Source organism: Streptomyces sp. NPDC005423 (assembly GCF_040606415.1).
Lineage (GTDB): Bacteria > Actinomycetota > Actinomycetes > Streptomycetales > Streptomycetaceae > Streptomyces.
Window position 1 is genome coordinate 63,119 of the sequence record NZ_JBEXET010000022.1, and the last position, 24,127, is coordinate 87,245.

Below are 24,127 nucleotides of genomic sequence, written 5' to 3' on the forward strand. Positions count from 1 at the left end.
CACGTTTCGCTGTGCGCTCCGCGTCCGGGACGTCCGTCATGACGGGGTCGCGCCGGCGGTGAGCTGGAAGCCGTGACCGCGCACGGTCTGGATGAGGGCGGGCGCGCCGAGTTTGCGGCGCAGGCCGGCGACGACCGCGTCGACGACGTTCGAGACGGGGTCGGCCATCTCGTCCCAGCAGTGGTCGATCAGGGTGGTGCGCGTGACCACCTCGTCCCGGTGCAGCAGGAGTTGGCGCAGGACCGCGTACTCCTTGGGTGTCAGGGACAGCAGCACACCGGCGCGGCGCACCTCTCGCCGGGCCTCGTCCAACTCGACGTCCTGGTGGCGCAGTTGGGCGGGCCGCCGCTCGGGCGCCCGGCGGACGAGGCTGCCGACGCGTAGCACCAGTTCCACCATGGCGAAGGGTTTCGCCAGGTAGTCGTCGGCGCCGGAACGGAAGCCGTCCACCCGGTCCGGGACCTCGTTCAGGGCCGTCAGGCAGAGAACGGGCGTGGTCCAGCCTCGGCGACGGCGCTCCTGAAGCGCGTACAGGGTGTCCCCGGACGGCACCATGCGGTCGAGCACCACACAGCTGTAGGGCGCGAGGTCGAGCATGACGTCCGCGTCCGGCCAGTCGGATACGGCATCGACGGCGTAACCGGCGTTCCGCAAGCCCGCCTGGATCACATACCGAAGGTCCTCTTCGTCCTCGACCAGGAGCACACGCATGATTCTGATTTGTCCTTGAGGCTCGGGTCAGCGCGCGGGGTGAGGTGGGTGCACGCCGGCTCCACGGGCCGGTACGTGGGGACCGGCGAGGAAGCCCATAGTAGGCAGTCCTCTCCCGAAGGCATCGCCGCGGCCCATGGGCGGCATGGGCGGCAAGAGCCCGGCGGAGTGCGCCCGTTCGGGCCGGCACGCGGTCGACCGCCGTGCCGACGGACGGCCGGCGGTCGTCAGGGTGTCTTCGGGTGCGGCGTCCGCGTCGGCCTGCTGTGCGCTTGGTCGGTGTGTTCGGTCGGTTCCGTGGCTCGGGTGGGTGAGAGGGCGGCGAGGAGTCGCAGTTTCTCGTCGCTGTCGCTGTCCTTGTCGGGGTAGTAGACGACGAGGATGACGTCGTCGATGGGGAGTTTGTCGCGGTGGAGGCGTAGGTCACCGACGACGGGGTGGTGGACGGTGGTGGTGCCACCGTCGAGGGCGCGGACGTCGTGCCGGGCCCACAGGGTCCTGAAGTGCTGGCTGGACAGGGCGAGTTCACCGACCAGTTCGACGAATCTGGGGTTGTCGGTGTCGTCCCCGATGGTGGTGCGCAGTGCGGCGACGAAGCCGGCGGCGGCTTTCGCCCAGTCCTGGTGGAAGGCTTTCTCCTCGGGATCGAGGAAGAGGGAGCGCAGCCGGTTCTGGCCGGGCCGCAGACGCGGGGAGAAGGCGACGGCCAGGGAGTTGGCGGCCAGGACGTCGAAGGCGCGGCCTTCGACGAACGCGGGCATCGGCAGGTGGGCGAGGAGGTGGTGCACTCTCGCCGGTACGTGCTCGGGTCGCTTGCGGCGCGGCGCCCTGGGGCGGGCTGCCGTGAGGCCGAGCAGATACGTCCGCTCGACGTCGTCGAGACACAGGACGCGTGCGAGTGCTTCGAGGACCTGCTGCGAGGGATTGTTGTCGCGGCCCCGCTCCAGGCGCAGATAGTAGTCGGGGCTGATGCCGGCCAGCAGGGCGACTTCCTCGCGGCGCAGCCCGGGGACGCGCCGGTTGCCGCCGGGCGGAAGCCCCGCCCGCTCCGGCGAGACCAGCTCACGTCGGGCGCGGAGATAGCTGCCGAGTCGGTTGTCGGATCCCTCGTCCTTCATACGTCCACCGTAAGGCGGTGCGCGCGTCGCAGAGGGGGCCCTGGCAGGACCAGGGAGCAGGGGGGTACTGCCACGGTCGGTGGACACCGCCGAGACTCGCGGTATCGCTGTTCGACGAGGACAGGGATCACCGCTGAACGGTGCCGCCGGCCTGACCGCCGTCGGTGCCCCGAACCGCAAGGAGCGACCTCGTGGACCTCTCCCACCGCACCGTACTCATCGTCGGCGGCACAACCGGCATCGGCCGGGAACTGGCCCGGCGCTTCGCCGCGGCGGGCAGCACCGTGGCCGTGGGCGGTCGCAGCGCGGACACCCGCGCCGAACTCGCCGACGAGGGCATCGCCGCATTCCGCGTCGACGTCACCGATGGTGACTCCGTCGCCCGTGCCCGCGACGCCGTACTCGCCCAGTACCCCGAGCTGGACACCGTCGTGACCATGTCGGGCGTCATGCTCCTGGAGGACCTGCGCGACCCGGCCCACTTCGAGGCGGCGCGGACGACCCTCGACACCAACGTGGTCGGCACCATCCGGGTCATCGACGCCTTCACCCCGCACCTGGTCGCACGCGGCTCCGGCACCTTCGTGACCGTCACCTCCGGCATCGCCTTCCTGCCGTTCCCGCCCATGCCCACGTATGCCGCCTCGAAGGCCGCCGTGCACGCCTACTCCGAGGCGCTGCGCGCGCAACTCGACGGCACCGGCGTCGAGGTGGTCGAGCTCGTCCCCCCGGCCGTCGCCACGGCGGGACAGGAGAAGGCGAACCCCAACGCGCTGCCGCTCGACGACTTCGCCGCCGAGGTCATGCGGTTGCTCGCACTGGAACCCACGCCGAACGAGATCCTGGTCGAGCGCGTTCTCATGCACCGCTGGGCCGAGCGCGACGGCACCTACGCCGACCTCGTCGCACAGCGGTCGAAGGCGCTGGCCATGCTCCCCGCCCGCCAGGGCTGACACCCCCGGCTGGAACAGCAACTGCCCATACTGCTCGGGGCGGTGGCTAGGAGGCCTTGCTCAGGGCGGGATCCGACTGGGCGGGATCGAAGCGCCAGATGAGGGCGAGTTCGGAGAGCGGTACGCCGAGTACCTCGCTGAGCCGGACGATCGTGCCGAACGCGGGCGTCGGCAGCCGACCGGTCTCGATCTTGCGGAGGGTCTCCGGCGAGATCTCTGCCGCCAGGGCCACCTCGACGGGGCTGCGTCCGGCCCGGGCGGAGCGCAACGCAACTCCGAGACGTCGGCCCGCCTCGATCTGTTCTGGGGCGAGTGGGTGGCGAACCATGCGCTCATGCTAGGGCGGCCGATCTCTGGCGGCAACCGCCTCCCCCACGCCTGGTATAAATATACCTGTCAGGGCTCCGGAGAATCGAGAACCGCAGTGATCGAGCACAAATCCCCCAGAGACATCGAGCGTATGCACGTCACGGGAGCATTCGTCGGCCAGGTGCTGGCCGAGCTCGCTGACCTCGCGGCCGTGGGTGTCAACCTGCTCGACCTGGAGCAGCACGCTCGCCGCCGGATCAAGGAGCGCGGCGCGGAGTCCTGCTACTGGGACTACGAACCCTCGTTCGGCAAGGGGCCGTTCCGGAACGTGGTGTGCCTGTCGGTCAACGACGCCGTGCTGCACGGGTTGCCGCACAGCTACAGGCTGCGCGACGGGGACCTGCTGTCCATGGACATGGCGGTGGCCATCGACGGCTGGGCCGCTGACTCGGCCCACTCCGTGGTCGTCGGCACCCCGGCCGAGGAGGACCTGCGGCTGATCGAGGCCACCGAGGTCGCCCTGGAAGCCGCGATCAAGGTCGCCCAGCCGGGCAACAGGCTCGGGGACATCTCGGCGGCCATCGGCGCGGTCGCCGCCGAGTACGGCTATCCGGTCAACCTGGAGTTCGGCGGCCACGGTATCGGCCGCACGATGCACGAGGACCTCCACATCCCCAACGACGGTCGCCCAGGCCGGGGTTGGAAGCTGCGTCCCGGCCTGACGATCGCGATCGAGCCTTGGTTCGCGGCCGGCACCGACAAGATCGTCTTTGACCCGGACGGCTGGACGATCCGCTCGGCCGACGGCTCGCGCACCGCTCACTCCGAGCACACGGTCGCCATCACCGAGACCGGCCCGCTCGTACTCACCCGGCGCCCGTAGAACAGTGCGGGGCAGGAAGTCGGGCGGGCGTCGTCGGGAACCGGACGCCGTCCTGCCGTCACCCTTCGCCCGTCAGTCCCCCACCCGTACCAGCCCGCTCTCGTAGGCGAAGATCACCGCGTGGATACGGTCACGGAGGCCGAGCTTGGTCAGGATGCGGCCCAGGTGGGTCTTGACGGTCGTCTCCCCGACGAAGAGGCGGGCCGCGATCTCGCCGTTGGCCAGGCCCCGGGCGACCAGGGCGAGGACCTCTCGTTCCCGCTCGGTGAGTGTGGCGAGGCGGCTGCGCTGGGCCGGTGTTGAGGCGGCGGCGGACGCGTGCAGAACGAAACGTTCGACCAGGCGTCGGGTGAGCGAGGGCGCCACCATGACGTCGCCCCGCAGCACCGCCCGTACGGTCACCAGGATCTCCTCCGCCGGGGCGTCCTTGACGAGGAAGCCGTTGGCGCCGGCACGCAGGGCCGCGTAGGCGTACTCGTCCAGGTCGAAAGTGGTGACGACGAGGATCCGGGGCCCGTGGGGCTGTGCGCAGAGCTGCTCGGTCGCGCCGAGTCCGTCCAGACCGGGCATGCGTACGTCCATCAGGACCAGGTCCGGCTTCAGGGCGGCGGCGCCGGCGATCGCCGCGTCGCCGTCGGCGGCCTCGCCCACCACGGTGAGGTCGGGCTGGCTGTCGACGACCATGCGCAGCCCCATCCGGATCAGCTCTTGGTCGTCGCAGATCAGTATCCGGAGCGGCGACGGGGACGGGCCGGGGACCAGCGACGGGGTGGGGCTCGGGCCGGTCATGGGGCCGCCGTGACGGGCTCGGCCACGCGCAGGGTGGCGGCCACCCGGTAACCGCCCTCCCACGTGGGCCCGGCGTCGACGCTCCCGCCGTACAGCGCGGTGCGTTCGCGCATGCCGGAGAGCCCGCGACCGGAGGAGGGCAACGGAACGGGACGTTCCTCGACGGCTCCGGCTCCGGCTGAGTTGTCCACCTGAACACGGACGAGCCGCCCGGGCCCCCGCGCACCGATGTCGACCCGGACGCGGATCGTGGCGTCCGGCGGCGCGTGCTTGACGACGTTGGTGAGCGCCTCCTGCACGATGCGGTACGTCTGCGCGGTGAGGTCCGCGGGAAGGCCACCCTGCTCGCCGTGGAGGTCGAGCCGGGCGCGGGGGCCGCCGGTGTTGAAGCGGTCGATCAACCGGCCCAGGTCGGCCGCGAGGGACGGTGGGAGCGCGCCGGGGGCGGGGCCGCTGTCGTTGGCCGGACCTCTGTCCGCTGGCGCGTCGGTCCCGGGCGTACGCAACACCGCCAGCAGGCGCCGGAGTTCACCGAGTGCCTCGCGGCCGGTCGCGCCGATGACGTCGAGGGCGCGGTCGACGGCGTCGGGGTCGACATGGCGCATCATCCTGCCGCCCTCGGCGTTGACCACCATCACGCTCACGCTGTGCGCGAGGACGTCGTGGATCTCGCGGGCGATACGCGCCCGTTCCTCGGCCACGGCGACCCGGGCCAGGGCCAGGCGCTCCGATGCGACGAGAGCGGCCCGCCGCTCCCGCTCGGCGCGGTAGGCACGCCTGGCCCGGACGTACTCGCCGAACACCCAGGCGCCGGCCAGCAGCAGCGCCACGGCGAGGGGGGTGAGCCAGCCACCGCGGGCGCCCGGACCCGCGTACTCCCGCTGCCACGCGGGGATCCACAGCGCTACGCAGCCGGCGGCAGCGACCACCGTCAGGGCGGCGGCGCGGCGCAGTCCGCGCACGGTGAGGGTGGCCAGGACCGCGGCCAGGGCGACGGCGCCGCGCCCCGGTTCCAGGCCCCACACGTGTCCGAGGTACTGCGCCCAGAAGGCCGCCGTCACCACTGCCGCGACGAGGACCGGCCGGCGACGGCGCCACAGCAGGGGCAGCACCATGGCGACGTACACGCCCGCCTGTACCCACACCGGGCGCCAGCCCGGCTCGGAACGGATCCCCGGCGGTACGGCCACCAGCACGACCAGCAGGAGGTCCGTCAGCCGCGGGTGGCCGCGCCGCAGGCGGGGAAAGGTCTCCATCAGGTGATGCACCCGCCCACGCTATGGCCGCGGCAGGCTGCGCCGCGTCATCCTGCGGGGCGTCCCGGGGTCCTCCCGCGGTCGTACGCCCACCGGCCGGGCATACGACGTGCGGCCACCCGGCGCGCTTCCAGCATGGCCCGCATGTCGATCACCACCGAGTTTCTCCGACGGCCCCTCATGACCGGTGCCGTGGCGCCCAGTTCACGTCGGCTGGCCCGCGCGATGACCGAGGGCATCGGTCTGGAGCGGGCCCGGCTCGTTGTCGAACTGGGTCCGGGAACAGGGGTGTTCACGGACGCCATCCTCGCCCGGCTGCCGTCCGACGCCCGGCTCGTCGCGGTCGAGCTCAATCCGGTGCTCGCGGCACGGCTGGCGGCCGCCCGGGATGACGCACGGCTGACCGTGGTGCGGGGTTCGGCCGCCGAACTGGCCCCCACGGTGAGCGGACCGGTCGACGCGGTGGTCTCCGGGCTGCCGTGGACGGTCATGTCGCGGGAACGGCGCGGCCGCATCCTGGACGCCGTGACCGAAGTCCTCGCCCCTGACGGACGGTTCACCACCTTCGCCTACCTGCACGCGGCCCGGACACCGCCCGCCCGTCACTTCGCCGCCGAACTGGCGTGCCGCTTCGCCCGGTTGGAGCGGTCGCCCGTGATATGGCCCAACCTCCCGCCGGCCTTCGTGCACCGGGCCACCTGGACGCCGTGACGCGCGCAGCCCCTGCCTTCGTACGCGCAGCGGCAGCGAACGGGCTTACCAGGAAGGCGGGTTGGCGTGGGCGCCGCCCGCCGAGGCGCGTTCACCTCGACCCGTTCAAGCCCTGGACCGCCAGTCCGGGCATCGATGTCAGTGGCGTTTGTTACGACTGGGTCGCGGGCGTTCAGTGGGGGCGCCCGGACCAAGGAGGACATGTGTCTGTGCTCAGGCGCGCAGGTCTGCTGCGTTCACTGTGAGCCGCGTCGCTGAGTCTCGCGGTGGCGGCCGGTCTCGGTACCGGACTGGCCGGCCCGGCCGCGGCGGCCACCGGGGCGCCGGTGGCCGTGACCAAGTACAGCTACACCAGCCAGGCCGGTGGCTACGTCGGCCAGGGTGCGGTCGCCGCGTTCACGCCGTCCGCGGCCACCGTCAGTGTCGGCGGCGACACGGGATACGTACGGTTCAGAGTGACGACGGCCGACGAGTGGTGAGACGTCGACCTGGCCGCTCCGCGCGGTGAGCAACTCCACCCCGGCGTCTACCGCGACGCCGAGCGCGCCGCGTTGCGGACCGGGCGCTCACCCGGTCTCGACGTCTCCGGGGACGGACGCGGCTGCAACGAGGTCTACGGGCAGTTCTCGGTCAACCAGATCGAAGCCGCCGCGTCGGGAGCGATCACCGTCCTGGACGCCACGTACACCCAGCGCTGCGAGAACGCCGCCGCGCCCACGCTGAAGGGCGTCGTCAGATACCGGGCCCACCCTCTCTCGTACGCCTACACCAGTGATCCCGGCGACTGCGTAGGCCAGGGCGCCGCCCGGACGCACCACGGCGCCACCAGCACGTTCTCGCTCCGCCCGTACGGTGACGGCGTCCAGTACGAGGTCTCCGGCAAGCGGGAGGACGGGACGGCGCTGCTGACCCCGCCCGACGGCGAACAGTTCGTGGCCGGACACACCTACCGGGCGCAGCGCGGTCACGCCGTCTCAGTCGCCGGCCTGGACGTCTCCGGCGACGGACGCGGCTGCGACACCGTCTCCGGAGAACTCAAGGTGACCAAGCTGGCGCGCGGTGACGACGGCGCGACAAGGGCGTTCGCCGCCACCTTCGTGCAGCACTGCGAGGGCGGCGGACCCGCTCTGCGCGGCACGATCCACTACGACGCCTGACACACGGTCGGCGCCGCCGGGGCAGGAGCCGTCCACCACTGCCTCCGGGCGCCGACCGGTGAACCGGCGGCGCCTGTCGGTGACTTGACGTCAGGAGCGGGTCGGCCCGGTGTCGCCGACGTGCGGGTGGCGGACGCTGACGCAGTCCGGGTTGGGTACGGCCACGGAGGTGCCGGTGTCCGTGAGCCGGCCGGAACCCGGGTGCACGCGGAAGAGGTTGACGCTGCCGCTCGCCTCGTTCGCGACGAACAGCCAGCGCCCGCTGGAGTGCAGGGTCATGCTCCACGGTGTGACACCCCCGCAGGGCAGGCGCTGGACCTCGGTGAGCAGGCCGGTCCCCCGGGCGACCGCGAAGACCACCAGGGCGTTGTCGCCGCGGTTGGAGACGTAGACGTACCGGCCGTCTCGGCTGACGGCCAGTTCGGCGGCGCTCGTCGCCCCGGCGTGGTCCGGTGCGTTCGTCGTCAAGAGCTGACGCTGTGTCAGTACCCCCTGGTGCGTGTCCCAGTTGAGGACCCGGAGGTCCGCGGTGAGCTCGCTGAGCAGGTGGACCGTCCGCCCGTCCGGGTGGAAGACCAGCCGCCGCGGGCCCGACCCCGGTGCCGTGGCGAAGGAGCCGGGACCGGTCGAGCCGGCCGACAGCCGGTGCGTGGCCCGGTCGTAGTCGTAGACGAACACCCGGTCCGCGCCGAAGTCCGCGACCAGGGCGAACCGGCGGCTCGGGTCGATGACCACGTGGTGCGGATGCGGGGCCGCCTGTCGTGGGCTGGGGCCGGAGCCGGTGTCCCGCACGCTGGAGGCCACCGCGCCGAGCCCGCCGTCCGCGGTGAGCGAGACGGTCGCCGCCGAGCCCGCCGCGAAGTCGGCGACCAGCAGTGCCTCGCCGTCCCCGGTGGGCCCGATGTACGACAGCCCGCCGCTGCCGGTCGGTACGGGCTCCGTCCCGATCTCACCGGTCCGCCGCAGGGCGCCAGTGCTGTCGTCGATGCCGAAGGAACGGATGAGACCGCCCTGTTCGGCTCCGGCGACGTAGAGGACCGGCCGGGAGGGGTGGACCGCGACCCAGCTGGAGCTGACCTCCGCCACGGACCCGAGCGGGGTCATGGCGCCGCGGACGGGGTCGAAGCGCACCGCGTGCACCTGGTTCCGGCCCCAGGTGCCGATGTAGAGCAGGTCGTCGGTGCGGCCGGCTCGCGCCGCCGCGGCCGGGGTCGCCGACAGCAGCGGTGCGGCCGTCGCCGCCGAGACGGCGGTGAGGGCGGTGAGCACGGCCCTGCGGGAGGGCCGCCGCGGTGAGCGGTCACCGCGGTCGGCGGACGGTGGTGGAGGCGGGGCTTCCTTCATCGAGGTGGTCCCTTTCTTGGTGCGCGGGCCGGGAGTTCAGCTCTTGGGTTGCGCCCGGCGGCGGCCCGCGAGGCCGAGGCGCCTGAGGGCGTATCCGTCGAGGGCGCTCAGCACCGCGTTGAGGGCGAGGGTGATTGCGACCAGGACGATCAGGCCGGCGAACTCGGCGGCCGCGTCGAGGTTCTGCGCGGCGGTGAACAGCTCGTGCCCGACCCCCTCGGAGGAGGCGATGAACTCGCCGCCGATGACACCGAGGATGGCCAGCGGGCCGCCCGTCTTCAGCGCGGCGAAGAACGGCGCGGCGAGGGTCGGCAGGGTCACGTAGCCGAGGACGTGGTGCCTGCGCCCGCCCATCACCTGGACCACCTCCACGAGTTCGCGCTCGCGCAGCCTGAGACCGAGATAGATGTTGTAGAAGACGACGAAGGCGACACCGGTCATGGCGATGGTGATCTTCGACCAGGGGCCGATGCCGAAGAACAGCAGGAACAGCGGGGCGAGCGCGATCTTCGGTATGCCGTTGACGGCCGCGACGAGCGGTTCGAGCACCCTTCCCAGGAGCGGGAAGGAGCCCAGCACCAGGCCCATCACCGTGCCGGCGGCGACACCGAGGCCGAAGCCGGCCAGCACCTCGACGGTGGTGACCCTGATGTCGTTCCAGCCGCTCGCCGAGCCGAGCATGTGAGTCAGCGCGTCGTACACGTCCAGGGGCTTGCTGACCGCGTACTCGGGCACGACGGAACCGCTCATCACCTGCCACAGCACGAGGGCGACGACGATCACCAGGAGCCGCAGCACGATGACGGAACCGGTGCTCCGCAGACGGGCGCCCGCCCTCTTCGCGGCCGGTGCCGCGGTGTCGGTGTCGGGCCCGGTCACGGCCTTGTCGGTGAGGGTTGCCATGGTCTGCTCCCTTCCATTGGTCTCCGGCCGTGTCACGGCAGGTAGATGTTGGTCCAGTCGTCGGAGGAGATGGACGCGTCGGGCACCGCGCCGATCCCGTCCCTGACGAAGGTGAGGGTCTTCTTCCAGCCGGCGGCGTCCTGCTTCGCGCTGGTGGGCCACTTCACCTGGTCGACCGAGGCGGTCAGTACGTCGTCGGGGGTGCCCGGCAGGGTCTTGCGCGCCGCGGCCAGCACCTTCCCGTCGCTGGACTTGTGCGCGCCGAGGTAGGCCGTCGCCTGCTGGACGGCGGTGGCGAACCCCTTCACGAGGGCCGTGTCGGACTTCGCGTAGCTCTTCTTCGCCACGACGACCTGGCCGTACCCGGCCTGTGCGTAGGCCCACTGGGGCGCCTTGGCGGAGTCGGCCACCACGACGCCGTCGCCCTGGTGCTGCACCTGGAGCGGGATCGGCTCGGAGGTGATGAACCAGTCGACCTCGCCCTTGGTGAGGGCGGCCTTGTCGGCGGCCGGGCTGGGCAGGGAGACCCACTTCACCTTGCCCGGGTCGACGCCGTGGGCCTTGAGGAAGATGCCCGCCTCGGCCTTGGTGTTGGCGGAGCTGGCACCGGCCGTCGAACTCGCCAGGGCCTTGGCCACCTGGTCCGCCGGGGTGTCGGCGGTGAGGTGGTGCTTCTTGGCGAACTCGTCGCTGACGACCACGCCGAGCGGGTTGCCCCCGCCGTTCGTGGCGATCGAGATCTCCGGGAGTTTCTTGGAGAGCGCGGACAGGAAACCGGTCGGGCTGGAGTTGAGGAACTGCACCGAGCCCGACTCCAGGGCGGCGGTGCCCGTGGAGGCGGTCAGCGTCACGTACTTGATCTTGATGTTCTGTTTGTCGAAGTATCCGTTCGCGTCCGCCAGCCGGATGGACAGGTCGAAGACGTTGCCGCTGATACCCACCGAGACGGTGGTCTTGCCGTCCGCGCCGACCGAGGACGAGTTGCCGCCGCACGCGGTCAGCAGGACGGCGCCGAGGGTCACGGCGATGGCGGGGGCGAGGCAGCGAGCGGTCGTACGGCGTCTCATGGGAACTCCTTTGTTCACCTGTTCACCAGGCCTGTTGGGCGCGGAAGAAGCGGAGCCAGAAATCGGTGCGGACCGGGTCCGCGACGGGGACGGGCCGGAACCGCGCGCCGATCTCCATGACGGAGCCGGCGTCGGGGGCGAATGCGGGCCAGTGGGGCAGACCTTGGCCGTTGGGGTCACCGGTGGCGGCGAAGTTGGTCCAGTAGGAGGAGAGGGTCCGGGCGACCTCGTGGTCCTGTTCGGTCCAGGTCGCGGTGGTGCCCCGGGGGTTGCCGAAGACGTAGTCGATCTCGGAGCCGTGGGAGGCCTGTCGGGGGCCGCCGCCGGGCGCCTGGGTGCGGTGGGTCCAGAAGTAGGTGTGCAGGGAGCGGGTGGTGTGGCGGGTCCAGTCCGTGCCCCAAAGGTGGGTCGACAGACGGGAGTTGTCGCGTGCGGCCCGGCTGCCCGCCGCCACGGCCTCGTCGTCCGTCGCGGCCGGGTACAGCCGCAGGAACTCCTCGGCCAGCGTGCCGAACCTGTGCCGGGCGGCCTCGGTGTACCGGGCCAGCGTCAACTGGACCGGTGGTGCTCCGGGGCGGGCCGGCCGGCGGTCGGCGCGCAGGGCGTCGACCATCGTCTCGGGGACGGCGCCGCCCTCGTCGAGGTTGTTCCCCGCGAGGTAGTCGACGTCGTTCTGACTGCCCTGGCCGTACGTCTCGGCGTAGCCGGCGGGGATCACCCAGCCGTCGACGACGGGACGGAAGAGCGGGGGCTTCGCCGGGCCGCCGGTCTCCACCGCTGTGTCCACGGGGTGGTTCCCGTCGACGAGCTTCCGCCAGTGCAGGCTCCGCAGCTCCCGCACGGTCCGCGCGCCGTGCGCCCGTGTGTAGCGCTCCCCGGCCTCCACGGCGTCGGCGGGAAGGCGGTAGGAAGTCGCGAGGTAGCGGAGTTCGGGGTCCCTGGCGTACCGGGCGTGGGACTGCGCCACGGCCCGGTGGAAGAGCCCCTTGGCGAGCGGGGACATGGCCAGGAAGTTGACCATGCCCGCCCCCGCGGACTGGCCCGCCACGGTGACGCTGCCGGGGTCGCCGCCGAAGCGCGCGATGTTGTCGCGGACCCAGCGCAGTGCCGCGACACAGTCGAGCACCCCGTAGTTGCCCGAGGAACCGTGTCCCGACTCCTCGCTCAGCTCGGTCGTGGCGAGGAAACCGAAGGCGCCCAGGCGGTAGTTGAAGGTGACGACGACGAGGCCCTGCCGGCTCAGGTTCTCACCGTCGTAACGGGGGTGTGCCCCCGTGCCCTCCCTGAAGCCGCCGCCGTAGATCCACACGAGGACCGGGCGCGGTTCCGCTCGGGACGGTGCGCCCGTCCAGATGTTGAGGTTCAGGCAGTCCTCGCTCATGGGGACGTCGACGCCGGTGGCGGCCGCGGCGGCCGGCGGCTGCGGGCACATGGGCCCGAACCGGTCGGCACGGCGGACACCCTCCCAGCGCGGCGGCGGCTGGGGCGGCTGCCAGCGCAGGTCACCGACCGGCGGTGCGGCGTAGGGGATGCCCCGGAAGACGATGACGGAGCGGTCCCGGCACGGCACCCCCTCGACGGAGCCCGCCTCGGTGTCCACGAGATGACGCATGACGTCCTTCCCGCCCCGGCCGGTCGTCAAGTGACGGGCGGCGCCAGGGACTTGTCGAGCAGCAGCGCCCTGCGGGCGGAGCCGACGTGATGACGCATCGCCGCGAGGGCCGCGTCGGGGTTGCGCGTGAGGATGGCGAGGAAGATGGCCTGGTGCTCCTCCATCGACCCGGTTCGCGGGTGCTGGGCGGAGAGGTTGCGGTACTGCCGCATCACCAGCGGGTAGAGCAGCGTGTCGTAGGCGCGGGCGAGGGTCGCCTGGTGTGCGGCGTACTTGACCTGTTGGTGGAAGGTCCGGTTGCCACGCGAGTAGGCGTCCTGGTCGCCGCGTCCCTTCGCCTCCTCCATGTCCTGGAGGGTGCGGCGCATGTCCTCGATCTCCTCGGCGGTGGCCCGCTCCGCCGCCTTGCCGGCGAGCGCCGACTCCAGCGTCTCGCGGGCCTCCAGGATGTCCGCCGCCTCCTCCACGGAGAAGCTGCGGGTGCGCACCCCGCGATTGACCTCGCTGGTGACGTACCCCTCCTGCGCCAACCGCACCAGCGCGGAGCGCATGGTGCTGCGCGACACGTTGAACATGCGGGTCAGGTCCGCCTCGGTCAGCCGTGCGCCGGGCGGGATGCTCCCCGACAGCAGGAGGGTTCGCAGTCCCTCGTACGCCTGGCTCTGCCGGGTACCGGACGTTCTCGCCTCGGATGCGGCACCCTCGCCGTCGTAGTCCACCTTGACCGCCTTTTCGTTCCTTGGGATTGAGAGCCGAGGCGGGAACCCTAACCGAGTGCATGGCAGGTCAGCCCCTATCCGGCCAGGGAGGGGTAGAGCCGCCGCGCGGTCCCCGCGAAGATCTCCTCCCGGGCGGTGGCGGGCAGGGGGGCCAGCACCGTGCGGGCCAGGCCGACCAGTTCGGTCAGCGACTGTTCGGCCGCCGGCAGGTTCGATCCCCAGGCGATACGTCCGGCGCCGAACGCGTCGACCACCGGGCTGAGGAACTCGATCGCCTCCTCCCCCGCCGCGTGCAGCGGTTCGAGATTGCGGTGGGTGAGCTTCAGGTACAGGTTGGGGTGGTCGGCGAGTTCGGCGACCTCCTTGCCGGCCTGTGACGGGGAGCCGGCGACGTCGGGGTAGCCGATGTGGTCGAGGAGGACCCGGACACCGGGGAACCGTTCCAGCACCTCGGCGAGCTGCCGGGTGGCCGGGCCCAGCCGCATCTGGAGGCAGACGGTGACGTCCAGTTCGGTCGCGGCGCTCCAGAACGCGTACGACTCCGGTGCGGCGAACCACTCGCCCTGGGTGGGTACGGTGCTGCCGCTGGTGAACAGCCGCACGCCGGCCAGGCCCTGCTCCGTGACGGCCGTGGCGAGGCGGGCCGGGGCGTCGGGGGCGAGGGGGTCGAAGGTGCCGACCGCGATGAACCGGTCCGGGTGGGCGGCGCGGCTGTCGAGGACGTAGGAGTTGTTGTAGCCGTAGGCGGTGGTGGCCTGGACGAGGACGGACCGCTGGACGCCCGCCTCGTCCATGTGCCCGGCCATGCCCTCGGCGGTGACGGGCCGGGAGGTGGCCCAGGCGGACGCCTTGCCGCCGATGGGTGACCAGGGGTACCGGCCCTGGTCCTCGGCTATGACGTGGCAGTGCGTGTCGATGATGTCGGTGACGTGAGTGCTGTCGGTGGTGTCGGTGCTGTTCATGGGCGTCTCGCTCCTGTCAGGCGTCGGGGTAGTCGCCGTCGGCGAACAGCGTGTGCGGGTCGTCGGGGAAGTCGGCGTCCAGCAGGCCCTGGTCGCGCGAGTAGCGCACGAGGGCGGCGAGGCTGGGTTCGTTGGCGGCGACGCCGTAGGGCACCGGGTCGCCGCCGATCTGGGCGCCCTGGCGGGCGAACCGGGGCAGTTGGGTCCAGTCGGGGTCCGCCGCCACCCGCCGTTGCTTGGCCTCGGTGAGTGCCGCGTACAGCGCGGTGGGCAGGGAGGGGTCGCGGTCGACGAGGTCGGCGCGCAGCGCGATCAGGGAGTGCAGCGGGTAGACGCCGGTGCGCAGGTAGTGATCGCGGGCGAGGAGGTCCGCCTCGGGGAACAGCGGGTAGGGGGTGTCGCCGTCGGTCGTCCCCGGCTCGGGTGCGGCGCTCCAGCCGGTGCGCGGGGCGCCCGCCCGGCCGGTGCCGGCGTTGCCGGTGAACGCCGCGTCGATCTCGCCGGCGCGCAGCAGTTCGCCGAGCGAGCGGCCGTCGGTGACGCGTTCCACGTTGGAGGGGACGCGGCCCTCGACGTGGTCGTCGTCGTCCACCACCCAGGTGATCTTGTCGATGTCGACGCCGTACTCCTCGGTGAGGACGCCGCGTGCCCAGACGCCGGTGCTGACGGAGTAGGCGCGCACGCCCACCCGCCGGCCTTCGAGGTCGCGCGGCACCTGGATGCCGGACCGGGCGCCGCACTGGATGTCGCCGTGGTGGAAGCGGCGGTTGAGGAACACCGGGACCGCGGTGAGGGGGACACCGGCCTGGCGGGCCATCAGGTAGGAGACGGGGGCCAGTTCGCACACGTCGAACTCCAGGTCGCGGATCATGCGGCGGTAGGCGCCGATGACCGGCCTGACCTCCACCTCCTCGACCGTGTACGTGGCCGCGTCGGTCACGGGGGCGGGGATGTCACGTGCGTGCGCGTAGTCTCCGAGAACCAGGGAGAGCTTCTGCGTCTGCTGCATTTCCTGCGTTTCCTGCCTTTTCTCTCATGCGGTGGGGGGAGCGGGCGCTGCGGCGCGTTCCGGCGCGGGGGTCAGCCGCCGAGGCGGGACGCCGGGACACCCAGTGCGGCGCAGGTGCGGTCGACGATCTCGTCGAACTCCACGGCCCGCGGGATGACTTCCTGCTCCAGGGCGTAGGCGGCGGCCCTGGTGAACGGGGCGCGCAGGGCCGCGAAGCCGACCGGGTCGACCGCGGCGGTCGGCGCCGCTGCCGCCGCCGTACGCATCGCGTCGAACGCGGCGAGGAGGGCCGGCGCGTGCTCGCGGGCGGCTGTCTCGGTCATGCCGACGACGTGGTTGACGGGGGTGAATCCGGTGCTCGCCGCCCACTGGGCGGCCACCGCGCGGGCGTCGTCGATGGCGGTACGGATACGGTCGTCCGCCGGCAGCTCGTTGCCCATGATGCCGAAGTCGACGCGTCCTTGCAGGAAGTCGGCTGGCAGCTTGGCGCCCTGGGGGGCCCGCGTGACCCAGGACGGGTCGTCGTAGCCGTCGACGTGGGCGCCTTCGTAGGTCCGCCAGTCGATCGTGCGCAGGTCGACGCCGTACTGCTCGGTGAGGAAGCCGCGCACCCATACGCCGGTGGTCTGGCTCCAGGCGCGGACTCCGACGGTGTGGCCCTCGACGTCGTGGACCGTGAGCCGGCCCAGGGTGACCAGCGTCTGGTGCTGGTCGCGGCCGAGGGCGGTGACCGGCAGCAGCAGTACCTTCCGGCCCTGGGCGACCGCCTGGAGCAGGGTGACGATGGCGAGTTCGCACAGATCGGCGCCGGCGCCGTCGAGGAAACCGCGTGAGGCCTTGTGGACCGGCCGGATGTCCAGCCGCTCGAACGGCGTCCCGGTCTCCTTGACGGCCGTCTCGGCCGCTGCGGCCAGGTCGTCGCGGCCCAGAACCACCTTCATGACTGACTCCTCAGGAGATGGAAACGTTCGTGATGCCGGCGCAGCAGGTCGGCGCCGTAGTCGCCCCCGTTGGGGGTGCGCACGATGGTGTGGATGTGCCGGCGGGTCGGATGGTCGTTGGCGTACATCACGCCGGCCATGTGCTCGAACTCGACGAGGATCACCGGGCTGTGCAGGCGGTAGTAGAAGACGCCGTCCGGGTCGCCGGCCCACCCGAACCAGGTGTCGCCCTCGTGGGCCAGCACTTCGTCCAGCCGGACCTTGGCGTGGCCGGGGGCGGCCCGGTCCGTGTAGAGGGCGATCAGCTCCCGGGCCGCCCGCCGCTGGTCGGCGGTGAGCGCGCCGAGCGGGATGCCCGCGTAGTTCAGCTCGAAGTTGTCGCGGAACGCGCCGACGAACAGTTCCTCCGGCAGGTCGGCGGCGATCGTCGCCCGCTGCCGCTGCGGTGCCGACAGGCCGGCGAACAGCGCGGCTCCGGCCGCCTCTTCGGCACGGAACGCGGTCGTCCCGGCGTACCTGCCGCCGTGGGCGGTCGCGGGTTCGGCGCCCAGGAACGTCGGTGTGAGCACCAACTGGTCGCCTACGAGTGCGCAGTTGACGTTCACGTGGTGGCCGTCGAGCTGCCAGCCGAACGGGCCGTCGCCGAGCGGGTCGCCGTAGACGCTGAACCAGTACAGCCACTCGTTGAGCTTGTCGGTCTCGCCGCGGATCTCGCCGATGGTGAGGTTGAGGTGCATCAGGTCGAGGACCTGGCGGTATCCGGCCTCGCTGAGGCATGCGCGGAGGATGTCCAGGGCGAACTGCCTTTTGGCGTCGTCCAGTTCCTCCAGGCAGAGGCCATGGCGCAGGAAGTAGCGGGCGCCGTTGTTCCAGTGGCGCCAGGTCACGTCGCGCATCGGGAAACGCGCGTCGTGCAGTTCGTTGGGGGTGAGTGCGCGCAGGTAGGTGGCCGTCGCCTCGCGGATCCCGGTGGTGTCGACGCCTGTCGCGGTCAGCGGGTAGAGGTCCGGCACCGGTCCGTCGGACGTGACCACGCCGCGCAGCGGCTCGTCGGCCGCGTCACGGCGCCAGTCGACCTTGGCCTGAAGTTGCGGCGTCCACAGTTCCGGTTCGCGGGTGGGGGCCGAGGGCCGTACCCGCAGCTCCGAGTCGTCCTTGCCTTCCATCGCCTCTCCTCCTTTCTGGTGGTGGGTGGGTGGACCGCTCAGCCGCCGAGGAACGCCGTGTCCTGGTGGATGCGGGCCAGGTCGACGGGGGTGCGGACCAGTCCCTGCTCCAGGGCGTAACGGGCCGCGATCTCCAGGCAGCGGTCGAGCGGGTCGCTCCAGCCGGCGGTCACCGCCCGGCCCGCCGGGGTGGCGAGGTCCCGCTCGTCCGCGGTCTCGTCGATGCTCCGGGCGAGCGCCCGGTACAGGGCGGTGACCGCGTCGGGCCGGGTGCGCAGGACGTCGTCGCGGACGACCAGCAGGTGGTTGGCCGGTACGGTCCCGTGCCGCTCCATCCACGCCTCGGCCGCTGCCTCGGCGTCCTTGATCACCGGCACCAGGGGGACGCCCTGGACGCCGATGGCCCGCGGGCCGAGCACCGCCGCGTCCACGTCACCGGCCCGCAGCAGGGCCGCGACACCGCCGCTCGCCGACCGTTCCACGTTCGGGGGGTTCACATAACTGGCGACATGCGCGTCCTCGGTCGTGACCCAGGTGACGTCCGAGGCCTCGACGCCGTAGTCCTCGCGCAGGATGCCCCGTACCCACAGCCCGGTGGTCTGTCCGTACGACCGCACCCCGATCCGCCGGCCGGCGAGCCGGCGCGGGTCCAGCTCGGGGCCGTCGGGCAGCCGGGTCAGCGAGTGGTGGTGCGAGGCACCGATCAGGACGACGGGAAGGAGGGTGACCGGCACACCCGCTTCACGGGCCAGCAGATAGGTGGCGACGGGCATCTCGCAGACGTCGAACTCCAGGCCGCCGACCATCCGCGGGAACGCGGAGTGCAGCGGGGAGGCCGACAGGAAGCGGCACTCGACACCCTCGACGGGGATCGTGCCGTCCCGCAGCGGGCGGGTGTGCGGGTACTCACCGAGCAGGACGTCCAGCGTCCCGCCTTGCGGGGATGGGGTGTTCACGGTCACGGACTCCTGCCTCCTCGCCCCGCTCACACGTCCTCGCCGTACCAGAGGCGCCGGTAGGGCGGGCTGAGCACCTTGCGGGTGATGCGGACGTCGATGACGGTCGGGCGGGGTTCGCGGAGGTACTCGGCGAGGGCCGCGCGCAGTTCGGCGGTGGTACGGACGGTCGCGCCGGCCCCGCCGAGGGCCACCGCCACCGCGCCCAGCTCCGGCGTCGGGATGACGGCGAGCTCCGGGTCGAGTCCCTTGGCCGCCGACTTGTGGTACTCGGCGCCCAGGGCCTCGTCGTTCATGACGACGGCCAGCAGCGGCAGTCCGTAGCGGCAGGCGGTCTCGAACTCCGGCAGGTGCATCAGGAAGCTGGCGTCGCCCTCGACCACGAAGGAGGGCCGGCCGCCGTCCGCGACGATCTTGCCGATGGTCAGCAGCGGGGCCTGTCCGATCGCGCCGAACATCCCGTAGTTGGAGACGATCTCGCGGGACCGCTGGAAGAGCATGGTCCCGAAGTCCGTCTGGTGGCCGCTGCCGAGCACCAGGTCGATCTCGCCGGGAAGCTCCTCGTCCAGCACCGTGATCGCCTCGCGCGGGTCGATCCGGCCCGGCTCCCGCACGAAGTCGGCGGGGTCGATGAGCGGGGCGGCGAGCCGGCCGCGGATCTCGGCGGTGTGGAAGCCCTCGATGCGCACGGAACGGCGGGCGAGTTCCGCCTCCAGCGCGTCCAGCGCGGTCACCGCGTCGGCACGCACATAGACGTCGGCGGCGGCGCCGTTCCCCATCACCAGGTGTTCGGCGGTGTCGATCTGGACGTACTTCGCCTCGGGGAAGAGGTAACCGGCCTCGGTGGTGTAGTGGTTGAGGCTGGCCCCGACCGCGATCACACAGTCGGCCTCCTGGAGCAGTTCCATCGCCACCCGGTTGCCGAACAGCCCGGAGATGCCGACGTGGTGCTCGGTCCGCTCGCGCAGCCAGTTCTTCGCCTGGAGCGTGGTGGCGAGCAGCGCGCCGGTGCGCTCCTGGAGCCGCAGCACGCCCTCGCCGGCGTCGGCCTGGCGCGCGCCGCGCCCCGCGATGATCACGACCCGCTTGCTCGCCTGCACCACGTCGGCGGCGCGCGCGATCCGCCCGGGGTCGGGCAACGGCCGCTGGTGGTCGATCAGTTGGGTCGACGGCACGTACGGCAAATCCAGGGCTTCGTCGAACTCGTGCGTCTGGATGTCCATCGGCGCGCTGATCATGACCGGCCGCGACTCGGTACGGGCCAGGTGGAACGCGCGCTGGACGACCTCCTGCGCCTGGTCCGCCCGGTCGAGGTGGAGGTAGGCGCACTCGATGGCGGCGGCGAAGCGGCCCTGGTCGAGGTACTGGGCGGCGGCCCTGTCGCCCCAGGCGGTCTCTCCGCAGAAGGCGATCAGCGGGGTGCGGGCCCGGGCCGCGACGATCATCGAGGTGGCGAGCTGTGCGACACCCGGACCGCTGGTGGTGGTGATCACTCCGGGCTGGTCGGCCGCTCGCGCCCAGCCGTCGGCCATGCCGAGGCCGGAGCCTTCGTGCCGCACCTCCAGCAGCCGTACGCCGCGCTCGGCGAGGGCGTTCATCCAGTGCATGTTGGCGTCGCCCATCATCCCGAACACGTCCCGGGTGCCTTCTTGGACGAACGCCTCGGCCATCGCTTCGTAGACCTTCATCGGGCCGTCGCCTCCGAACTCGCCAGGTGCTTGTCGTGGAGCAGGCGCGGGAACACCCGCAGTGCGTTGCCGTACTCGATGAGCCGGCGGTCCTCGTCGGCGAGGCCGGTGACGGAGTCGAGGATGCTCTTCGTGTCGTCGAAGTGGTGTCCGGTCTCGGGGTCGACGCCGCGGACGGCGCCGATCATCTCGGAGGCGAACAGCACGTTGGCCGCGGGGACCACGTCCACCAGCAGCTGCATGCCGCGCGGGTGGTACACACAGGTGTCGAAGTAGACGTTGCGCAGGACCAGTTCCTCCAGCGGGGGCCGGCCCTGGTCCTGCATGACGCCCCGGTAGCGGCCCCAGTGGTAGGGGACGGCGCCGCCGCCGTGCGGGATGATCACTTTCAGGGTCGGGAAGTCCTTGAACAGGTCCGACATGCACAGCTGCATGAAGACGGCGGTGTCACCCGCGAGGTAGTGGGCGCAGGTGCCCTGCATGGCGGGGTTGCGGGACATCGCCACGTGCAGCATGGCCGGGACGTCCAGCTCCACCATCTTCTCGTACAGCGGGTAGTACACCTTGTCGGTGACCGGCGGTGCCTGCCAGTTGCCGTCGGACGGGTCCGGGTTCAGCAGAGCGCCTACGAAGCCCAACTCCGTTACGCAGCGCTCCAGTTCGGCGACGCTGTGGCGCACGGACGCCTCCAGCGCGTCACCTGGCGACTGCGGGAGCTGACAGACGCCGATGAACTTGCCCGGGAACAGCCCGCACACCCGGGCGATCAGGTCGTTGGCGACCCGGGACCAGTCCAGGCTGGTCCGCTCGTCGCCGTAGTGGTGCGCCATCTTCCCGGCGCCGGGCGAGAACAGCGTCAGGTCGGTGCCGCGTTCGTTCTGGAGCTTGAGCTGGCCCTGTTCGATCGCGGACCGGATCTCCTCGTCGCCGATGGTCAGTTCGTCGGCGGAGACTCGGGCGCCCGACTCCTCGTAGGCCCGGATCTGTTTCTCCCGCCATCGGCCGAGTGCGGGAGGTGCGGTGGTGAAGTGACCGTGACAGTCGATGAGCATGGTGGCTCCTTGCGGGTGGGGGCGGGGAGGGGCACGGCAGGGGCGGCGGGCACGCGACCGGGGCGGTGGTCAGGCGTGGCCGACGAGGGAACGGCCCAGCTCCAGGCCCGGGTAGGTGCGCACGGGGGCGGTCATGAGGAAGCGGTAGCCGTCGTCGAGGACCCGCTTGACGTTGTCCGCGGTGACGTGGGGGTGGCCCACCGGGACGCCCCGCGCGTCGCAGGCGTCGAGCACGCGCCGCTTGCAGGCGAGCATCTCGGGGTGGTCGTACTGGCGCGGGATGCCGAGCTCCTGGCTCATGTCGCCCTCGCCGATGATGACGAGACCGATGCCCGGCACCTCGTCGAGCATGCGCGGGAGGTTCGCGATGCCCCGCTGGTCCTCGATCATGAGGGCCACCAGGACCTCTCCGTCCGGGTCCAGCGGCCAGACGTCGCTGCGCTCGTAGTACTCCTGGTTGGAGATGCCCCAGAAGCGGGCGGCGGCGCTCGGGCTGTCGCCCCGCAGACCGGCCGGCTCGTGGCGGGACTGGTCCGGCAGCGACGGATAGCGGCAGGCGGCCACCGCGTTGCGGGCCTCCTCCACGGTGGTGATGTGCGGCCACACGATGCCGAACGCACCGAGATCCAGGGCCTGTTTGGCGTGCCACTGGGCTTTCTCGGCCCCGTTGACGGGGATCCGCACGATCGGGGTGAGGGCCGGACCCGGCTCGTCCGAGGTGCGGATCTGACGCCGGTCGAGCAGGTACTGGAAGCTGTCGCGCAGTGCGATGGCATCCCACGGCTTGTGCTCCGTCTCGAAGACGAGCGCGTCGTAGGAGGTGGTGGCGAAGTCGAGCGCGGCAGCGGGGTCGGCCGGGGAGAACGACGCGAAGACGTGCCGTCCCGCGGCGAGTCGGGCGATGACCTTGTTGAGCCGGGCTGTCACGGACGTTCTCCTCGGTACGGGGTGGACACGGACTCGGACACGGGCTGGGCGCCGGCCGCCGGGAGGGAGCGGTCGCGGCCGAACAGACGGGTCAGCCGGTCGCGGATCCGGCGCCAGAGGCCGGGGCGCGCGGCGGGGACGGCGGCGGTGTGCGACCCGTCGGCGGTGGGGGCGGGGGCGGTGGAGCCGGAGATGTCGGAGAGGGGAACGGTGGCGAGGGGGGCGGTGGGGTCCGGGAGGGCGCAGCGTTCGATGAGCGCCGCGGAGAACTCCCGGGTCATCCGGGTCACCACGACACCGGCGCCCGATTCGATGAGCGGGGCGAGCTTCCCGGAGAGGTTCATCTCTCCGGTCACGGCCACCTGCGTGCCGTCGGCGGCGGGGTCGTCGCTCACCCGGAAGACGGCTCCGCCGCTGAACCGGGTGGCGCCCTGCCCGTCCCGGCCGCGTGCGGTGAGACGGCCCTCCCGCTCGGCCTCGTCCAGTTCCAGGGTGATGCGGGCGGCGAACCTGACCCGGATGCCGCCGAACTTGACGACGAGGACGCCGTCGAAGGAACCGTCGTCGTGGGACTGGCCCAGCTCCGCGCCGCCGATGCAGGACACGACGGCCGAGGGATCGGAGATGATCTCCCAGACCCGGTCCGGCGGGCTCGGCACGGCTATCTTCTCAGCGATGGATATCAAGGTGGGGACCTCGCTTCAGGAACGCTGGGCGGCGTCGGTCGCCTTCGCGTCGGACTTGAAAAGGCTCCACAGGTCGTTGTAGAGCTCGGCGAACTCGGGTGACTCGATGAGGGAGCCGATGGTGCGGGGGCGTCCGAAGGGGACGGGGAGGATGCGGCGGACGACGCCCGGACCCTCGGACATCACGACCACCTCGTCGGCGAGGTAGAGGGCCTCGTTGAGGTCGTGGGTGACGAAGACGAGGGTGCCCTTCTGCTCCTGCCACAGGTTGAGGAGTTCCTGCTGGAGCTTGAGCCGGGTGATGGCGTCCAGCGGTCCGAAGGGCTCGTCCATCAGCACGATGGAGGGCTCGTAGATCAGGGCCCGGGCGATCGCGCAGCGTTTGCGCATACCGCCGGACAGCTCGCGGGGGTAGTGGTTCTCGAACCCGGTGAGCCCTACGACGCCGACCCAGTGCGCGATACGTTCCTCGCGCTCCGCCTTGGGCACCTTGCGGAACTTGAGGGCCAGGCCGATGTTGGCCTTCACGCTCAGCCACGGCAGCAGGTCCGTCTGCTGGGTCACGTAGGCCGCCTCCGCGTTGACGGCGCTGACCTCCTCGCCGCCGAAGTAGACCCGGCCCCTGGTCGGGGCGAGCAGGCCGGCGGCCAGGTTGAGAAGGGTGCTCTTCCCGCACCCACTGGGCCCGATCACGGCGACGCACTTGCCGCGGTCGATCTGGAAGGACACGTCCCTGATCGCCGGCCGGTGGCTGCCCGGGAACTCCAGGGTCACGTTCTCGAAGCGGAGGGCTTCCGTCTGCGGGGCGCGCTGTTTGGTCGACATCTTCGTCTCCTCGGCCTACTCCTCGAAAAGGCGGCCTGGCCCATCGTGCGTGCGGTGGATGGATACGCCGGGCGCGGTCGGCCCCGGGCCCCGCGGGGAGGGCTCAGGGGGCGCGCGTACGGCTGAAGTCACCTGTCGGCAGGCTCAGTTGAACAGCTTCCGAACCTGGATTGTCCGACAAGAACTGCAGCGAACGTAACTCGTGGGACATGTGCTGGCAAGATGCCTGCAAGAAAAACCTCTGAGGGAGGGACGAGGGCCGTCCCGTGCTTTCGATTGTTGGACAATCATCGGCGGCGGGAAGTGCGACCGCCTCGGTACGACGGCGGGCCGCCGGCGCTGTCACCTGCTCAGCACGAAGGCCCGGACCGTGGAGACGGTCC

The 24,127-nt window shown here is 71.6% G+C and carries 25 protein-coding genes; 5 read left to right on the top strand and 20 right to left on the bottom strand.

Annotated elements, in window-relative coordinates:
- Positions 1 to 36: 36 nt before the first annotated feature.
- Together ABZT12_RS22900 and ABZT12_RS22905 are read right to left on the bottom strand one after the other, a co-directional pair.
- The gene (locus tag ABZT12_RS22900; protein WP_356387555.1) at positions 37 to 711 is read right to left on the bottom strand and encodes a response regulator transcription factor; all 675 of its coding nucleotides are present in this window, start codon (positions 709 to 711) and stop codon (positions 37 to 39) included.
- Between the two features lie 227 nt (positions 712 to 938).
- Positions 939 to 1,829, bottom strand: a complete 891-nt coding sequence (locus tag ABZT12_RS22905) for a helix-turn-helix transcriptional regulator (RefSeq protein WP_356387558.1) — start codon at positions 1,827 to 1,829, stop codon at positions 939 to 941.
- A gap of 191 nt (positions 1,830 to 2,020) precedes the next feature.
- On the opposite strand from ABZT12_RS22905, the gene ABZT12_RS22910 reads away from it, so the two are divergent.
- Entirely contained in the window at positions 2,021 to 2,782 is a 762-nt protein-coding gene (locus ABZT12_RS22910; protein WP_356387561.1) for an SDR family NAD(P)-dependent oxidoreductase, read from the top strand.
- Positions 2,783 to 2,828: 46 nt separating this feature from the next.
- Here the strand turns inward: ABZT12_RS22910 and ABZT12_RS22915 are convergent, their stop codons facing one another.
- A complete protein-coding gene (locus tag ABZT12_RS22915) occupies positions 2,829 to 3,110 on the bottom strand; it encodes a helix-turn-helix transcriptional regulator (RefSeq protein WP_356387564.1) in 282 nt (93 codons plus the stop codon).
- A 96-nt stretch (positions 3,111 to 3,206) separates the two neighbouring features.
- Here ABZT12_RS22915 and map point away from each other — a divergent pair, with 96 nt between their 5' ends.
- Positions 3,207 to 3,974 (top strand): type I methionyl aminopeptidase, encoded by a 768-nt coding sequence (gene map / locus ABZT12_RS22920; RefSeq protein WP_356387567.1) that lies wholly within the window; start codon positions 3,207 to 3,209, stop codon positions 3,972 to 3,974.
- Between the two features lie 72 nt (positions 3,975 to 4,046).
- On the opposite strand, the gene ABZT12_RS22925 is transcribed toward map, so the two are convergent.
- Positions 4,047 to 4,763: a response regulator transcription factor gene (locus ABZT12_RS22925; RefSeq protein ID WP_356387570.1), complete on the bottom strand. Its 717-nt coding sequence runs from the start codon at positions 4,761 to 4,763 to the stop codon at positions 4,047 to 4,049.
- A complete protein-coding gene (locus tag ABZT12_RS22930; RefSeq protein ID WP_356387573.1) occupies positions 4,760 to 6,031 on the bottom strand; it encodes a histidine kinase in 1,272 nt (423 codons plus the stop codon). The genes ABZT12_RS22925 and ABZT12_RS22930 overlap by 4 nt, the downstream gene beginning before the upstream one ends.
- Positions 6,032 to 6,163: 132 nt before the next feature.
- Here ABZT12_RS22930 and ABZT12_RS22935 point away from each other — a divergent pair, with 132 nt between their 5' ends.
- The 3 genes from ABZT12_RS22935 to ABZT12_RS22945 all read left to right on the top strand — a co-directional run bounded on the left by ABZT12_RS22935 (position 6,164) and on the right by ABZT12_RS22945 (position 7,887).
- On the top strand, positions 6,164 to 6,730 hold the full coding sequence (locus tag ABZT12_RS22935) for a methyltransferase domain-containing protein (protein WP_356387576.1): 567 nt from the start codon (positions 6,164 to 6,166) through the stop codon (positions 6,728 to 6,730).
- A 266-nt stretch (positions 6,731 to 6,996) separates the two neighbouring features.
- Positions 6,997 to 7,209, top strand: a complete 213-nt coding sequence (locus tag ABZT12_RS22940) for a hypothetical protein (RefSeq protein ID WP_356387579.1) — start codon at positions 6,997 to 6,999, stop codon at positions 7,207 to 7,209.
- A gap of 72 nt (positions 7,210 to 7,281) precedes the next feature.
- On the top strand, positions 7,282 to 7,887 hold the full coding sequence (locus ABZT12_RS22945; RefSeq protein ID WP_356387582.1) for a hypothetical protein: 606 nt from the start codon (positions 7,282 to 7,284) through the stop codon (positions 7,885 to 7,887).
- A gap of 90 nt (positions 7,888 to 7,977) precedes the next feature.
- On the opposite strand, the gene ABZT12_RS22950 is transcribed toward ABZT12_RS22945, so the two are convergent.
- The 15 genes from ABZT12_RS22950 to ABZT12_RS23020 all read right to left on the bottom strand — a co-directional run bounded on the left by ABZT12_RS22950 (position 7,978) and on the right by ABZT12_RS23020 (position 23,744).
- The gene (locus ABZT12_RS22950) at positions 7,978 to 9,231 is read right to left on the bottom strand and encodes a lactonase family protein (RefSeq protein WP_356387585.1); all 1,254 of its coding nucleotides are present in this window, start codon (positions 9,229 to 9,231) and stop codon (positions 7,978 to 7,980) included.
- 36 nt (positions 9,232 to 9,267) lie between these two features.
- Positions 9,268 to 10,134 (bottom strand): ABC transporter permease, encoded by an 867-nt coding sequence (locus ABZT12_RS22955; protein WP_356387588.1) that lies wholly within the window; start codon positions 10,132 to 10,134, stop codon positions 9,268 to 9,270.
- Positions 10,135 to 10,166: 32 nt separating this feature from the next.
- Positions 10,167 to 11,201, bottom strand: a complete 1,035-nt coding sequence (locus tag ABZT12_RS22960) for an ABC transporter substrate-binding protein (protein ID WP_356387591.1) — start codon at positions 11,199 to 11,201, stop codon at positions 10,167 to 10,169.
- 22 nt (positions 11,202 to 11,223) lie between these two features.
- Positions 11,224 to 12,813: a carboxylesterase family protein gene (locus tag ABZT12_RS22965; protein WP_356387594.1), complete on the bottom strand. Its 1,590-nt coding sequence runs from the start codon at positions 12,811 to 12,813 to the stop codon at positions 11,224 to 11,226.
- A gap of 26 nt (positions 12,814 to 12,839) precedes the next feature.
- The gene (locus ABZT12_RS22970; RefSeq protein ID WP_356387597.1) at positions 12,840 to 13,532 is read right to left on the bottom strand and encodes a GntR family transcriptional regulator; all 693 of its coding nucleotides are present in this window, start codon (positions 13,530 to 13,532) and stop codon (positions 12,840 to 12,842) included.
- 74 nt (positions 13,533 to 13,606) lie between these two features.
- Positions 13,607 to 14,494, bottom strand: a complete 888-nt coding sequence (locus tag ABZT12_RS22975; protein WP_356387600.1) for an amidohydrolase family protein — start codon at positions 14,492 to 14,494, stop codon at positions 13,607 to 13,609.
- Positions 14,495 to 14,510: 16 nt separating this feature from the next.
- Complete coding sequence (locus ABZT12_RS22980; protein WP_356387603.1) at positions 14,511 to 15,503, bottom strand: ABC transporter substrate-binding protein; 993 nt, start codon at positions 15,501 to 15,503, stop codon at positions 14,511 to 14,513.
- A 71-nt stretch (positions 15,504 to 15,574) separates the two neighbouring features.
- Entirely contained in the window at positions 15,575 to 16,444 is an 870-nt protein-coding gene (locus ABZT12_RS22985; RefSeq protein WP_356387606.1) for a hypothetical protein, read from the bottom strand.
- Complete coding sequence (locus ABZT12_RS22990; RefSeq protein WP_356387609.1) at positions 16,441 to 17,610, bottom strand: DUF3500 domain-containing protein; 1,170 nt, start codon at positions 17,608 to 17,610, stop codon at positions 16,441 to 16,443. The genes ABZT12_RS22985 and ABZT12_RS22990 overlap by 4 nt, the downstream gene beginning before the upstream one ends.
- 38 nt (positions 17,611 to 17,648) lie before the next feature.
- Positions 17,649 to 18,566 carry a hypothetical protein gene (locus ABZT12_RS22995; protein WP_356387612.1) on the bottom strand — a complete coding sequence of 306 codons (918 nt, stop codon included), beginning with the start codon at positions 18,564 to 18,566 and terminating at the stop codon, positions 17,649 to 17,651.
- A gap of 29 nt (positions 18,567 to 18,595) precedes the next feature.
- On the bottom strand, positions 18,596 to 20,254 hold the full coding sequence (locus ABZT12_RS23000; RefSeq protein ID WP_356387615.1) for a thiamine pyrophosphate-binding protein: 1,659 nt from the start codon (positions 20,252 to 20,254) through the stop codon (positions 18,596 to 18,598).
- Positions 20,251 to 21,306, bottom strand: a complete 1,056-nt coding sequence (locus ABZT12_RS23005) for an amidohydrolase family protein (protein ID WP_356387619.1) — start codon at positions 21,304 to 21,306, stop codon at positions 20,251 to 20,253. Before ABZT12_RS23005 ends, ABZT12_RS23000 begins: the two co-directional genes overlap by 4 nt.
- A 69-nt stretch (positions 21,307 to 21,375) precedes the next feature.
- Complete coding sequence (locus ABZT12_RS23010; RefSeq protein ID WP_356387622.1) at positions 21,376 to 22,233, bottom strand: aldolase/citrate lyase family protein; 858 nt, start codon at positions 22,231 to 22,233, stop codon at positions 21,376 to 21,378.
- Entirely contained in the window at positions 22,230 to 22,919 is a 690-nt protein-coding gene (locus ABZT12_RS23015; RefSeq protein ID WP_356387625.1) for an SRPBCC family protein, read from the bottom strand. The genes ABZT12_RS23010 and ABZT12_RS23015 overlap by 4 nt, the downstream gene beginning before the upstream one ends.
- 15 nt (positions 22,920 to 22,934) lie before the next feature.
- Entirely contained in the window at positions 22,935 to 23,744 is an 810-nt protein-coding gene (locus ABZT12_RS23020) for an ABC transporter ATP-binding protein (RefSeq protein ID WP_356387628.1), read from the bottom strand.
- Positions 23,745 to 24,127: the final 383 nt, after the last annotated feature.

Excerpts from the sequence above, each read along its gene's own strand:
- ABZT12_RS22990 (WP_356387609.1), bottom strand. The coding sequence starts at position 17,610 with ATGGAAGGCAAGGACGACTCGGAGCTGCGGGTACGGCCCTCGGCCCCC.
- ABZT12_RS22900 (WP_356387555.1), bottom strand. The coding sequence starts at position 711 with ATGCGTGTGCTCCTGGTCGAGGACGAAGAGGACCTTCGGTATGTGATC.
- ABZT12_RS22905 (WP_356387558.1), bottom strand. The coding sequence starts at position 1,829 with ATGAAGGACGAGGGATCCGACAACCGACTCGGCAGCTATCTCCGCGCC.
- ABZT12_RS22935 (WP_356387576.1), top strand. The coding sequence starts at position 6,164 with ATGTCGATCACCACCGAGTTTCTCCGACGGCCCCTCATGACCGGTGCC.
- ABZT12_RS22985 (WP_356387606.1), bottom strand. The coding sequence starts at position 16,444 with ATGAAGGTGGTTCTGGGCCGCGACGACCTGGCCGCAGCGGCCGAGACG.
- ABZT12_RS23000 (WP_356387615.1), bottom strand. The coding sequence starts at position 20,254 with ATGAAGGTCTACGAAGCGATGGCCGAGGCGTTCGTCCAAGAAGGCACC.
- ABZT12_RS22950 (WP_356387585.1), bottom strand. The coding sequence starts at position 9,231 with ATGAAGGAAGCCCCGCCTCCACCACCGTCCGCCGACCGCGGTGACCGC.
- ABZT12_RS22960 (WP_356387591.1), bottom strand. The coding sequence starts at position 11,201 with ATGAGACGCCGTACGACCGCTCGCTGCCTCGCCCCCGCCATCGCCGTG.
- ABZT12_RS23020 (WP_356387628.1), bottom strand. The coding sequence starts at position 23,744 with ATGTCGACCAAACAGCGCGCCCCGCAGACGGAAGCCCTCCGCTTCGAG.
- ABZT12_RS22965 (WP_356387594.1), bottom strand. The coding sequence starts at position 12,813 with ATGCGTCATCTCGTGGACACCGAGGCGGGCTCCGTCGAGGGGGTGCCG.
- ABZT12_RS22915 (WP_356387564.1), bottom strand. The coding sequence starts at position 3,110 with ATGGTTCGCCACCCACTCGCCCCAGAACAGATCGAGGCGGGCCGACGT.
- ABZT12_RS22980 (WP_356387603.1), bottom strand. The coding sequence starts at position 15,503 with ATGCAGCAGACGCAGAAGCTCTCCCTGGTTCTCGGAGACTACGCGCAC.
- ABZT12_RS23005 (WP_356387619.1), bottom strand. The coding sequence starts at position 21,306 with ATGCTCATCGACTGTCACGGTCACTTCACCACCGCACCTCCCGCACTC.
- ABZT12_RS22975 (WP_356387600.1), bottom strand. The coding sequence starts at position 14,494 with ATGAACAGCACCGACACCACCGACAGCACTCACGTCACCGACATCATC.
- ABZT12_RS22955 (WP_356387588.1), bottom strand. The coding sequence starts at position 10,134 with ATGGCAACCCTCACCGACAAGGCCGTGACCGGGCCCGACACCGACACC.
- ABZT12_RS22925 (WP_356387570.1), bottom strand. The coding sequence starts at position 4,763 with ATGACCGGCCCGAGCCCCACCCCGTCGCTGGTCCCCGGCCCGTCCCCG.